An 11,813-nucleotide genomic window follows, 5' to 3' on the forward strand; every position below is an offset into this window, starting at 1 on the left:
GGGCGTCCCGCATTCCGGACGCCCTGTCCCGACCCCTGGATGACGGGCGTACGCTCGACGGCAGTCATAACTCTCCGAAGGAGCGAGCGACGATGCCCGAACTGAGGTCCCGCACAGTCACCCACGGCCGCAACATGGCGGGCGCCCGCGCCCTTATGCGTGCCTCCGGTGTACCCGGCGCGGACATCGGGCGGAAGCCGATCATCGCCGTCGCCAACAGCTTCACGGAGTTCGTGCCGGGCCACACGCACCTCGCCCCGGTCGGCCGCATCGTCAGCGAGGCGGTCGTCGCGGCCGGCGGCATCCCGCGCGAGTTCAACACGATCGCCGTGGACGACGGCATCGCCATGGGCCACGGCGGCATGCTCTACTCGCTCCCCTCCCGCGACCTGATCGCGGACAGCGTGGAGTACATGGTGGAGGCCCACTGCGCCGACGCCCTGATCTGCATCTCCAACTGCGACAAGATCACCCCGGGCATGCTCAACGCGGCGCTGCGCCTGAACATCCCGACGGTCTTCGTCTCCGGCGGCCCGATGGAGTCCGGCCGCGCCACCCTGGTGGACGGCACGGTCCGCACGCTGGACCTGGTCGACGCGATGTCGGAGGCGGTCAACGACAAGATCTCGGACGAGGACATCCTCCGGATCGAGGAGAACGCCTGTCCGACCTGCGGCTCCTGCTCCGGCATGTTCACCGCCAACTCGATGAACTGCCTGACCGAGGCCATCGGCCTCTCCCTCCCCGGCAACGGCTCGGTCCTGGCCACCCACACCGCCCGCAAGGCGCTCTACGAGAACGCCGCCCGCACGGTCCTCGACCTGACCCGCCGCTACTACGAGCAGGACGACGACTCGGTCCTGCCGCGCAACATCGCCACCCCCGCGGCCTTCGGGAACGCCATGGCGCTGGACATCGCGATGGGCGGCTCCACCAACACGATCCTGCACCTGCTGGCCGCCGCCCAGGAGGCGGAGGTCTCCTACGGCCTCGCCGAGATGGACGCCCTCTCGCGCAGCGTCCCCTGCCTGGCCAAGGTCGCGCCCAACGTCGCCAAGGACCGCACGTACTACATGGAGGACGTGCACCGCGCGGGCGGCATCCCCGCCCTCCTCGGCGAGCTGCACCGCGGCGGCCTGCTCAACGAGGACGTCCACTCCGTGCACAGCCCCTCGCTGGCCGACTGGCTGAAGACCTGGGACGTGCGCGGCGGCTCCCCCTCGCAGGAGGCCGTGGAACTGTGGCACGCGGCCCCCGGCTGCAAGCGCTCCGCCGAGGCCTTCTCCCAGTCCGAGCGCTGGGACTCCCTGGACGACGACGCCGAGGGCGGCTGCATCCGCTCCGTCGAGCACGCCTACTCCAAGGACGGGGGCCTCGCGGTGCTGCGCGGCAACCTCGCCGCGGACGGCTGCGTGGTCAAGACGGCCGGCGTCGACGAGTCCATCTGGACCTTCGAGGGTCCTGCGGTGGTCTGCGAGTCGCAGGAGGAGGCCGTCCAGAAGATCCTCACCCAGCAGGTCAAGGAGGGCGACGTCGTCGTCATCCGCTACGAGGGCCCCAAGGGCGGCCCCGGCATGCAGGAGATGCTCTACCCGACCTCGTACCTGAAGGGCCGCGGCCTCGGCAAGGCCTGCGCCCTGGTCACCGACGGCCGCTTCTCCGGCGGCACCTCGGGCCTGTCCATCGGCCACGCCTCCCCGGAGGCGGCGGCCGGCGGCACGATCGCCCTCGTCGAGGACGGCGACCGCGTCCGCATCGACATCCCGAACCGCTCCATCGAACTGCTCGTGGACGACGCCGAACTGGCCCGCCGCGACCAGGCCCTGAACGGCGTGTACGCCCCGAAGAACCGCGACCGCAAGGTCTCCGCGGCCCTCAGGGCGTACGCCGCGATGGCGACCAGCGCGGACAAGGGCGCGGTCCGCGACGTGTCCAAGCTGGGCTGACCTCGCCCGGGGCCCCGCTCACCAGGCGGCGGGGTCCCGCCCGTCCACGCCGAACACGGTCCCGTCGGGCGCGGCGGCGTAGACGTGGCCGCCCGCGACCAGCGGCGCGGGCAGCGACGCGGGGACCCGGTCGGAGTCGTCGCCGAGCCGCGTCCGGGTCTGGCCGAGGAGCTTGCCTTCGCGGGCGTCGACAGCGAGGAGCCGCCCGTCGGGCGCGGTGACGTACACGTGCCGGCCGTCGGAGACGGGTGCCGAACTTCGGCTCACCCCGGTCTCCAGCCGCCACTTCTGCTTCCCGGCCGCCATGTCGACGGCCACCACCGAACCGCCCGCTCCCGCGAGGTGCACGGTGTCCCCGTACACGCCGACCGTCGCCAGCTCGACCGGTATCGGCAGGTCCACCCGGCGGGTCTCCCCGGTGGCGGGCGTGTAGCGGACCACGGCCCTCGCGTCGCCGTGGGTCGCTTCTTCGGGGACGAGGTACACGGACCCCTCCGCCGCGCCCACTAGCGCCAGCGATCCCTCCAGCTCCGCCTCCCACCGCACGTCACCGCCGGCCGGGTCCACCGCGGTGACCCGGGTGCGGCTCCCGTCCGCCGACTCGCTCGTCGCGTACGCCGCCGGCCGCCGCTCCCCGGGGAACGAGGTGAAGTACGGCACGGACTGACCGGGGATCCGGTGCGACCAACGGGTCCGCCCGGAGGTGCTGTCCACGCCGGTGACCATTCCGTCGGCGCGGGTGAGCAGGAGCATGTCGCCGACGCACCGCAGTCCGTCGTACGCGGGCATGTCCTCCTCCCACGCCGGCTCGCCGGTGGCCGGGTCGAGCGCCTCCAGCGGGCGGCCCAGCAGACCGACCTCGGGCTGCACGAGCCCGCCCGACAGGACCGGCGGTTCATCGCGCACGGTCTCCTCGACGGCGTGCCGCCACAGGATGCCGCCGTCGGCCGGATCGACGGCGAAGACCTGGCCGGGCCGCGCGCACAGCAGCCGCCGCTCCGCGTACGAGCACTGGGGCATGCCACCGCTCTTCCCGGCGGAGGCCGTCTCCCACGCTCCGAAGGCACCCGGCGTGCTCTGTGCGGCGGACGTCCTGGGCGCGGGTTCGCCGTCGCCGAACGCCTGGACCGAGACGAACCCGCCGAGCACGGTGAGGCAGAGCGCACCGGCCACCAGCGCCGCCCGCCTCCCCAGCCGCCGCGCGGCCGGCCCGGCGGGCGCGTCGGGTGCCTCGGCGGGCGCCGGGGCAGGCGGCTTCGCCTCCCGCTGCGCCGGTATGAACACCTGCGTGTCGTACTCCGCCGACACCGACCGCAACTGCCGCATCAGCTCGTCCGGCGTGGGCCGGTCCTCGGGCTCCTTGGCGAGGCACCGCAGCACCAGCGCCGCCAGCGTCTCCGGCACGCCGGTCAGGTCGGGCTCGTCGTGCACGACCTGATAGGCGACGACGTACGGACTGTCGGAGTCGAAGGGCCCCCGCCCGGTCGCCGCGTGCACCATCAGCGAGCCGAGGGCGAACACGTCGGCCGCGGGCCCCACGTCCCGGGGCCGCCGGAACTGCTCGGGCGCCATGAACGGCGGCGTCCCGATCAACTTGCCGGTCTCGGTGCGCAGTTCGCTGTCCTTCGGCCGGGAAATGCCGAAGTCGATGACCTTCGGGCCGTCCTCGGCGAGCAGCACGTTGCTCGGCTTCAGGTCCCGGTGCACGACGCCGACCCGGTGGATGTCCCGCAGCGCCTCGGCGAGCCCGGCCATCAGCCGGCGCAACTGGGCCTCGTCCATGGGCCCGTTCCGCTTCACCTGCTCGGAGAGCGTGGGCCCGGGGATGTAGAGCGTGGCCATCCAGGGCCGCCCGGCCTCCGGATCGGCGTCCACGACGGGCGCCGTGAAGGCTCCGCTGACCCGCCGGGCCGCCGCCACCTCCTGCCGGAAACGCCCCCTGAACTCGGGATCCTTGGCATACGAGGCGTGTACGACCTTCACCGCGACCCGCATCCCGGAGGTGCCGCGGGCCAGGTGGACGACGCCCATGCCGCCGGAGCCCAGGCACGACTCCAACAGGTAGTGACCGGCGTACTCCGGAAGTTCCGCTTCCGCGCCCGCTCCGGCGTTCCGCTGCGGCGCCATGGATCCACCCCCGTGCTGTTCGTTCGCGCGAGCGACGCTCGGAGCCTAGTCGATGGGGCGTACGGGACAGAGGCGGCGGGCCGACCCGCGTGTGCGAGTTGCGAACTGGTGTTTCATGGCTTGTTCTTGGGGTATCAACGGGGCCCCACGAGCGTCGTGGGGCACAACGGGGGAGGATTTCCATGTCTGTCGACCAGATTCCGGCCGTAGGGGACGGCGAGGCCGGGAAGGCGGCGCCGGCCGCCCCGACCACGACGGCCGCGGCCCGGCGCAGCTACCCGGTCGCACCGGGCTACCGGCTCAACGTCCGCAGCGGCCCCGGCACCGGCTACACGATCGTGCGCACCCTGCCCGAGGGCGCCAGCGTCTCGATCGGCTGCCAGACCCCGGGCACCCGGGTCTCCGGCCCGTACGGCACCTCGAACATCTGGGACAGCATCGGCAGCGGCCAGTACGTCTCCGACGCCTACGTGCGCACCGGCACCGACGGGTACGTCGCCCCACGCTGCTGATCCCACCCGGAGCCCGCGGCACCCCCGGCGCCATAATCGACCCGTGAGCGCAGAGAACGGCAAGAACGGCATCCCGGAGACCCCCGCGGGCTCCACGCCCGGCCCCCGCCCCGAACCCCTCCGGTTCTACGGGACGACCTGGGTGAACCACGACGGCGGCTACGGCGCCCGGCGGGCGGGCCTCGCCGTGGGCTCCCTCGCCGCGGCGGCCGCCGCCTGCTTCGTGCTCCGCATCGCCTACGACGGCCTCCGGATCGCCGACATCGGCAGCTTCGTCTCGCTGCTGATGGTCGTGATGTTCGCGATCTGCAGCGCCCTGGCCTTCCGCCACAGCTGGTCCGGCTTCACCGGCCGTCCCGACCCCGACCGCCAGGCCCAGATGCGCGGCCTGCTCGCCATCGGCTTCGTCGGCTCCCTCCTCGCCTATTTCTTCCGCACCCTCGCCGAGGCCCCCGGCGAGAAACTGCACCGCGAGGAGTACGAGAAGGCCCGCACGGAGTACGAGAAGCGCACCACCCGCCGCTCGGGCAACCCGAAGAAGCGCCGCCGCAAGTAGGGCTTAACCCAGCGGGAACGCGGCCACCATGGCCGTATGACGACACCCGTGACTCCCGGGGAAGCCGCCCCGTCCGACCGCGGCGTCCGCGCCCACTCCTTCAACGCCGCCGCGGCCCAGTACGCCGCCAACCGCCCCTCGTACCCGGCCGCCCTCCTCGACGCCCTGGAGGAGCTGGCCGGCCGCCCCCTGAAGGGCTCCCGCGTCGTGGACGTCGGCGCCGGTACGGGCATCGCCACCGCGCTGCTGCACGGGCGCGGTGCCGACGTGACCGCCGTGGAGCCCGGCGCCGGCATGGCCGCCGAGTTCCGCCGCACCCTCCCCGACGTGCCGATCGTCCGGGGCGACGGCAACGCCCTGCCCCTCGCCGGCCACCACGCCGACTTCCTCACCTACGCCCAGGCCTGGCACTGGACCGACCCCGCCCTGGCGATCCCGGAGGCGCTGCGCGTGCTGCGTCCGGGCGGCGCGCTCGCGCTGTGGTGGAACACCGACGCCCTCGACGTCCCGTGGATCGCGGCGGCCGCCCGGCGCATAGAGAGCCACTTCGACATCGACGTCTCCGCCGAGAGGCGCAACGTCGACGCCCGCGCCGCCGACCCCACCGACAGCCTCGCCTTCACCCGCCGCGACATCCGCTGGAGCCGCCGCGTCCCCCTCGACACCCACCTGGCCAACCTCGGCAGCCACTCGGTCTTCCTCACCCACGGCGCGGCACACGGCGCGGCCTTCCTCGCCGAGGAGCGCCGCCACCTCCTGGCCGCCTTCCCGGACGGGACCGTCGAGGAGACCTACGACGTCCGGCTCCTCCTCGCGAAGACTCCGGAGGCTTGACGGCACGGGCGACCGGGAGGAGTATTCATCACATGATGAATTACGCCTCCCGGCCACCCGGAACGGAAGGCGGCGACCCCGCCCCGCCCGCCGTCCGCGCCGAGGACCTCACCGTCGTCCGCGGCCCCCGCACCGTCCTGCGCGCCCTCGGCTTCACCGTCCCGCGCGGCGGGATCACCGGCCTCCTCGGCCCCTCCGGCTGCGGCAAGTCGACCCTCATGCGCACCATCGCCGGCACCCAGGCCAAGGCCACCGGCACCCTCGACGTCCTGGGCCGCCCGGCCGGCCACCCCGCCCTGCGCACCCGCATCGGCTACGTCACCCAGGCCCCCTCCGTCTTCGACGACCTGACCGTCCGCCAGAACCTCGACTACTTCGCCGCGATCCTCGCCCCCGGCCGCGCCCTGGCCGACCGCCGCCGCGACGACGTCACCCGCGTCGTCGCCGAGGTCGACCTCACCGCCCACGCCGACGCCCTCGCCGGCAACCTCTCCGGCGGCCAGCGCAGCCGCGTCTCCCTCGCCGTCGCCCTGCTCGGCGCCCCCGAACTCCTGGTCCTCGACGAACCGACGGTCGGCCTCGACCCCGTCCTCCGCCGCGACCTGTGGGCCCTCTTCCACTCCCTCGCCGCCGGCCGCGGCACCACCCTCCTCGTCTCCTCCCACGTCATGGACGAGGCCGAGCGCTGCCACCGCCTCCTCCTCATGCGCGAGGGCCGCATCCTCGCCGACGACACCCCCGACGCCCTGCGCACCCGCACCGGCTCCGAGACCGTCGAGGAAGCCTTCCTGCACCTGGTCGACGAGGCCACCACGGCCGCCCGCACGAAGGAGACCACCCCATGACCACCTCCGCCGCCCCCGCGCCCACCCTCACCCCGGCCCCCACCCGCACCCTGAGCCTCACCCGCACCACCGCCACCGCCACCCGCGTCCTGCGCCAGCTCGGCCACGACCCCCGCACCATCGCGCTCCTGCTCCTGATCCCCTGCGTGATGCTGTTCCTGCTCCGCTACGTCTTCGACGGCAGCCCGCGCACCTTCGACAACATCGGCGCCTCACTCCTCGGGATCTTCCCGCTGATCACGATGTTCCTGGTGACGTCCATCGCCACCCTGCGCGAGCGCACCTCCGGCACCCTCGAACGCCTCCTCGCCATGCCGCTCGGCAAGGCCGACCTCATCGCCGGCTACGCCCTCGCCTTCGGCGCCCTCGCCATCGTCCAGTCGGCCCTCGCGACCGGCCTCGCGGTCTGGTTCCTCGGCCTGGACGTCACGGGCAGCCCCTGGCTGCTCCTCCTCGTGGCCCTGCTCGACGCCCTCCTCGGCACCGCGCTCGGCCTCTTCGTCTCGGCCTTCGCGGCCTCCGAGTTCCAGGCGGTGCAGTTCATGCCGGCGGTGATCTTCCCCCAGCTCCTCCTCTGCGGCCTCTTCACTCCGCGCGACGACATGCACCCCGCCCTGGAGGCCGTCTCCGACGTCCTGCCCATGTCCTACGCCGTCGACGGCATGAACGAGGTCCTCCGCCACACCGACATGACCGCGGCCTTCGTACGCGACGCCCTGATCGTCGCGGGCTGCGCCCTCCTGGTCCTGGCACTGGGAGCGGCCACATTGAAACGCCGAACGGCATAGTTCAGCCCGTCCCGCGTTTGAGGACGAGGCCGTCAGGCCGAAAGGGGGGTCTGGGGGCGCAGCCCCCAGGGACGGGACGGGACGGGAAGGGGCGGCGGGGGCGAGAACCACTCGACGGCCACCACCACCGACGTCCCGCGGACTGGACGCAGAGCCCGGCCCGCCGCCGTGGGTGCGAGGATGACACCGGACGACGCACCACAGCGGGCACCCCGGAGGGCACCGAAAGCCATGACCCAGAAAGTCGCAGTCCTCGGCACCGGCAAGATCGGCGAAGCCCTGCTCAGCGGCATGATCGGAGCCGGCTGGGCACCCGCCGACCTCCTGGTCACCGCCCGCCGCCAGGAGCGCGCCGACGAGCTGCGCACCCGCTACGGCGTCAGCCCCGTCACCAACGCCGAGGCCGCCAAGACCGCCGACACCCTCATCCTCACGGTCAAGCCGCAGGACATGGGCACGCTCCTCGACGAACTCGCCCCGCACGTCCCCGCCGACCGCCTGGTCATCAGCGGCGCGGCGGGCGTGCCGACCGGCTTCTTCGAGGAGCGCCTCGCCACCGGCACCCCCGTGGTCCGCGTCATGACGAACACCCCCGCCCTCGTCGACGAGGCCATGTCCGTCATCTCCGCCGGCACCCACGCCACCGCCGGCCACCTCGCCCACGCGGAGGAGATCTTCGGCGCCGTCGGCAAGACCCTCCGCGTCCCCGAGTCCCAGCAGGACGCCTGCACCGCCCTCTCCGGCTCCGGCCCGGCGTACTTCTTCTACCTGGTCGAAGCCATGACCGACGCCGGCATCCTCCTCGGCCTGCCCCGCGACAAGGCCCACGACCTGATCGTCCAGTCCGCCATCGGAGCCGCGAAGATGCTTCGCGACAGCGGCGAGCACCCGGTCAGACTCCGCGAGAACGTCACGTCCCCCGCCGGCACCACCATCAACGCCATCCGCGAACTGGAGAGCCACGGCGTCCGCGCCGCCCTCATCGCCGCCCTGGAGGCGGCCCGCGACCGCAGCCGCGAACTGGCCACCGGCACCAAGGACTGACGGGCTCACTCCGCCGCGCGCAGCACCTCCTCGGTCGTCACCACCCGGGCGAACCCGCCCCCGTGCAGCGACACCGCCGTCGCCCGCGCCAGCTCGTCCGCGCTCTGCCGCCAGCCGAAGGGACCCTCGAGTCCGAAGGTGTACGTCGCGTCGAAGGCGACCACGACCTCGTACCCGAGGTTCCCGCCCATCCGTGCCGTCGTCTCGACGCACATGTTCGTCTGGATCCCGGCCACCACGATCTGCGAGATCCCCGCGTCTCGCAGCCAGGCCCCCAGATCCGGCGCCCCGAGGAACGCCGAGTTCACACTCTTGGTCACCAGCAGCTCGGCCCCGCCGCCCTTGCCGCGCCGCCGCTCGACGTACTCCTTGAACCCGTTGCCCTCGTACCCGGCCCGCAACGGCGACCCGGGCGTGACCGAGTCGTGCCGCACGAACACGACCGGCCGCCCGCTCGCCTGCCACCCGTCGATGAGCGCGGCGATGTTGTCGTCCGCCGACGGATTGTTGCGCGTGCCCCAGTAGCCGACCTCCTCGAATCCCTGCTGTACGTCCACGACGACCAGTGCTGCGTTCCGAGCGATGTCCATGCCCCGATCGTGCCGCCCGGCAGCACCGCACCCCAGAGGTCGAAAAGCCACCGATCGATGGTTTACTGCCACCCATGGCACCCGAAGCCACGGCCCCGCCCCGGCCCTACCGCGTGGCCCTCGTGGCCTTCCCCGGCATCAGGGCCTTCGACGTCTCCGTCATCACCGAGGTCTGGGGCACCGACCGCACCGACCGCGGCGCCCCCGCCTTCGACCTGCGCCGGGTCGCCGCCGACCGCGCGGACCCCGTCCCGATGCGCGGCGGCCTCGCCCTCCACCCCGACCGCGCCCTCGGCTGGCTGGACAGCGCCGACCTCGTCGTGGTCCCGGGCCTCGACGACCACCTCACCCCGGCGCCCGCCCCCGTCCTCGACGCCCTCCGCCGTGCCCACGCCCGCGGCACCACCGTCGCCGCCCTGTGCGGCGGCGCCTTCACCCTCGCCCAGGCCGGCCTGCTCGACGACCGCCGCGCCATCACCCACTGGCGGCTGATCGACCTCCTGCGGACCCACCACCCCCGCGTCACCGTGGTCCCCGACGCCCTCTTCATCGAGGACGACAACATCTGGACCGCCGCCGGCACGGCGGCCGGCATCGACCTCTGCCTCCACCTGGTCCGCCTGGCCCACGGCGCCGAAGCCGCCGCCACCATCGCCCGCTCGATGGTCACCGCCCCGTTCCGCACCGGCACCCAGGCCCAGTTCATCGAGCGGCCAACACCCCGGGCCGACCGCGACGCCGACACCCTCGCCGCCGTCCGCGAACACGCCCTGCGCCACCTGCACGAGCCGCTCACGGTCGCCGACCTGGCCGCCCGCGCCGACATGTCGCCGCGCTCCTTCGCCCGTCACTTCACGGCCGAGACCGGCACCACCCCCCTGCGCTGGCTCCTCGACCAGCGCGTCGCGGCCGCCCAGCGACTCCTCGAACGCACCGACCTGCCCATGCCCGAGGTCGCCCGCCGGGCGGGCTTCGGCAGCGAGGTCACGATGCGCCAGCACTTCGCCTCGCGCCTCGCCACCAGCCCCCGCGCCTACCGGTCCGCGTTCACGGGCGGCAACAGCCCGATCGCCCGGTAGGCCGCGTCCACGGTCGGCCGGGCCATGCCCCGCGCCTTCTCCGCGCCCTCCCGCAGCACCCCCTCGACGTAACCGGGATCGGCGCACAGCTCCTGATGCCGCCGCCGCACGGGCCGCAGCACCTCGACCACGGCCTCCGCGGTGTCCTTCTTCAGCGCGCCGTACGAGTCGTACGCCTCAGCCAGCTCCGCCGGTTCGCCACCCGCGCAGGCGGCGAGGATCTCCAGCAGGTTCGCGAGCCCGGGCCGCTCCTCCCGGTCGTACACGACCTCGCGCCCGCTGTCGGTCACCGCCCGCATGACCTTCTTCCGCACCACGTCCGGCTCGTCCAGCAGATAGACGATCCCGGGCCCGACGTCGTCGCTCTTCCCCATCTTCGAGGCCGGCTCCTGCAAATTCATCACCCGGGCCGCCACCGCCGGATTCGTGGCCCGCGGTACCACGAACGTGTGCCCGTACCGCTGGTTGAACCGCACCGCGAGATCCCGCGCCAGCTCCACGTGCTGCGTCTGGTCGTGCCCGACCGGCACCTCGTCCGTCCCGTACGCCAGGATGTCCGCCGCCATCAGCACGGGATACGTCAGCAGCGACAGCCGCACACTCCCGCCCCGCACCCGCTCCCGCGCGGCCTTCTCCTTGTACTGGATCATCCGCCGCATCTCCCCGTCGGTCGCGACGCACTCCAGTACGTACGACAGCCGGGCGTGCTCGTCCACATGGCTCTGCACGAACACGGTGCACAGGCCGGGGTCCAGCCCCGCCGCCAGCAACAGCGACGCCGCCTGCCGGCTCAGTCTGCGCACCCGCGCCGGATCGTGGTCCACGGTCAGCGCGTGCAGGTCCACCACGCAGAACAGCGCGTCGGACCGGTGCTGGTCCACCGCGGCCCACTGCCGCATGGCTCCCAGGTAGTTCCCCAGCGTCAGGTGCCCCGTCGGCTTGACCCCACTGAAGACCCGCGTCATCTCTCCACCTCCTGGTCAGGGCCGCCGCCACCCGCCGGCCGCCCCTCCTGGAGGGAGATACGAGAACGGCCGCCGAAGCGGCGGCCGTTGAGTGCAAACGTGCGTACGGCCGCCGTCAGGCGGCCCACCAGAGCTGGCTACACGTACGCGTCGTCACGAGCCCCACAGTACGCCCGCGACTGCCGCCCCGACCCGGATTTGACACGTCCGACGCGCGCTCGTAGTGTTCTCCGAGTTGTCCGACGTGAGCGCCGACTCCGGTCGGTCCCCGGACAGCGATTCCGCAGGTACACACCACTCTTCGACGAACAGTCGCTCTGTTGGTGCGCGTATTTACGGAATGAGGAATCCACGTTCGAAAGGACGCGGCCCCCGATTAGCTCGGGAGCCGGGGAATCCGCTAGAGTCTCACCTCGTCGGAACGGCCCGAGGGCCGGGAAGACAACCCCCTCTGACGGGGAATCAGAGCCCGAAAGGATCTGATACAGTCGGAACCGCCGGAAAGGGAAACGCGAAAGCGAGAACCT

Annotated in this window: 11 protein-coding genes; 8 read left to right on the forward strand and 3 right to left on the reverse strand. The window is 72.8% G+C overall.

Annotation, left to right across the window (positions count from 1 at the left end):
* The first annotated feature begins 92 nt into the window (after positions 1-92).
* Complete coding sequence (gene ilvD / locus ACZ67M_RS23490; protein WP_361361999.1) at positions 93-1,946, forward strand: dihydroxy-acid dehydratase; 1,854 nt, start codon at positions 93-95, stop codon at positions 1,944-1,946.
* Between the two features lie 18 nt (positions 1,947-1,964).
* Here the strand turns inward: ilvD and ACZ67M_RS23495 are convergent, their stop codons facing one another.
* Positions 1,965-4,073, reverse strand: a complete 2,109-nt coding sequence (locus ACZ67M_RS23495; protein ID WP_392237565.1) for a serine/threonine-protein kinase — start codon at positions 4,071-4,073, stop codon at positions 1,965-1,967.
* A 182-nt stretch (positions 4,074-4,255) separates the two neighbouring features.
* Between ACZ67M_RS23495 and ACZ67M_RS23500 the strand changes: the two genes are divergently transcribed.
* The 6 genes from ACZ67M_RS23500 to proC all read left to right on the forward strand — a co-directional run bounded on the left by ACZ67M_RS23500 (position 4,256) and on the right by proC (position 8,652).
* Positions 4,256-4,585, forward strand: coding sequence for an SH3 domain-containing protein (locus ACZ67M_RS23500; protein WP_385803348.1), 330 nt, complete (start codon positions 4,256-4,258; stop codon positions 4,583-4,585).
* A 43-nt stretch (positions 4,586-4,628) separates the two neighbouring features.
* Entirely contained in the window at positions 4,629-5,141 is a 513-nt protein-coding gene (locus ACZ67M_RS23505; RefSeq protein ID WP_469852576.1) for an EamA/RhaT family transporter, read from the forward strand.
* A gap of 36 nt (positions 5,142-5,177) precedes the next feature.
* The gene (locus tag ACZ67M_RS23510; RefSeq protein ID WP_469852578.1) at positions 5,178-5,975 is read left to right on the forward strand and encodes a class I SAM-dependent methyltransferase; all 798 of its coding nucleotides are present in this window, start codon (positions 5,178-5,180) and stop codon (positions 5,973-5,975) included.
* Between the two features lie 32 nt (positions 5,976-6,007).
* Positions 6,008-6,820, forward strand: a complete 813-nt coding sequence (locus tag ACZ67M_RS23515; RefSeq protein ID WP_469852580.1) for an ABC transporter ATP-binding protein — start codon at positions 6,008-6,010, stop codon at positions 6,818-6,820.
* Complete coding sequence (locus ACZ67M_RS23520; RefSeq protein WP_392011887.1) at positions 6,817-7,608, forward strand: ABC transporter permease; 792 nt, start codon at positions 6,817-6,819, stop codon at positions 7,606-7,608. The genes ACZ67M_RS23515 and ACZ67M_RS23520 overlap by 4 nt, the downstream gene beginning before the upstream one ends.
* A gap of 231 nt (positions 7,609-7,839) precedes the next feature.
* The gene (proC, locus tag ACZ67M_RS23525) at positions 7,840-8,652 is read left to right on the forward strand and encodes a pyrroline-5-carboxylate reductase (protein WP_469852582.1); all 813 of its coding nucleotides are present in this window, start codon (positions 7,840-7,842) and stop codon (positions 8,650-8,652) included.
* A gap of 5 nt (positions 8,653-8,657) precedes the next feature.
* On the opposite strand, the gene ACZ67M_RS23530 is transcribed toward proC, so the two are convergent.
* Positions 8,658-9,242, reverse strand: coding sequence for a cysteine hydrolase family protein (locus ACZ67M_RS23530; protein ID WP_361362015.1), 585 nt, complete (start codon positions 9,240-9,242; stop codon positions 8,658-8,660).
* A gap of 74 nt (positions 9,243-9,316) precedes the next feature.
* On the opposite strand from ACZ67M_RS23530, the gene ACZ67M_RS23535 reads away from it, so the two are divergent.
* Entirely contained in the window at positions 9,317-10,321 is a 1,005-nt protein-coding gene (locus ACZ67M_RS23535; protein ID WP_385803342.1) for a GlxA family transcriptional regulator, read from the forward strand.
* Here the strand turns inward: ACZ67M_RS23535 and trpS are convergent.
* Positions 10,276-11,286 (reverse strand): tryptophan--tRNA ligase, encoded by a 1,011-nt coding sequence (trpS, locus tag ACZ67M_RS23540; protein ID WP_385803340.1) that lies wholly within the window; start codon positions 11,284-11,286, stop codon positions 10,276-10,278. The genes ACZ67M_RS23535 and trpS overlap by 46 nt on opposite strands.
* Positions 11,287-11,813: the final 527 nt, after the last annotated feature.

It is taken from the genome of Streptomyces sp. NPDC107500 (genome assembly GCF_055582785.1).

Excerpts from the sequence above, each read along its gene's own strand:
- ilvD (WP_361361999.1), top strand. The coding sequence starts at position 93 with ATGCCCGAACTGAGGTCCCGCACAGTCACCCACGGCCGCAACATGGCG.
- ACZ67M_RS23495 (WP_392237565.1), bottom strand. The coding sequence starts at position 4,073 with ATGGCGCCGCAGCGGAACGCCGGAGCGGGCGCGGAAGCGGAACTTCCG.
- ACZ67M_RS23500 (WP_385803348.1), top strand. The coding sequence starts at position 4,256 with ATGTCTGTCGACCAGATTCCGGCCGTAGGGGACGGCGAGGCCGGGAAG.
- ACZ67M_RS23510 (WP_469852578.1), top strand. The coding sequence starts at position 5,178 with ATGACGACACCCGTGACTCCCGGGGAAGCCGCCCCGTCCGACCGCGGC.
- ACZ67M_RS23515 (WP_469852580.1), top strand. The coding sequence starts at position 6,008 with ATGATGAATTACGCCTCCCGGCCACCCGGAACGGAAGGCGGCGACCCC.
- ACZ67M_RS23520 (WP_392011887.1), top strand. The coding sequence starts at position 6,817 with ATGACCACCTCCGCCGCCCCCGCGCCCACCCTCACCCCGGCCCCCACC.
- proC (WP_469852582.1), top strand. The coding sequence starts at position 7,840 with ATGACCCAGAAAGTCGCAGTCCTCGGCACCGGCAAGATCGGCGAAGCC.
- ACZ67M_RS23530 (WP_361362015.1), bottom strand. The coding sequence starts at position 9,242 with ATGGACATCGCTCGGAACGCAGCACTGGTCGTCGTGGACGTACAGCAG.
- ACZ67M_RS23535 (WP_385803342.1), top strand. The coding sequence starts at position 9,317 with ATGGCACCCGAAGCCACGGCCCCGCCCCGGCCCTACCGCGTGGCCCTC.
- trpS (WP_385803340.1), bottom strand. The coding sequence starts at position 11,286 with ATGACGCGGGTCTTCAGTGGGGTCAAGCCGACGGGGCACCTGACGCTG.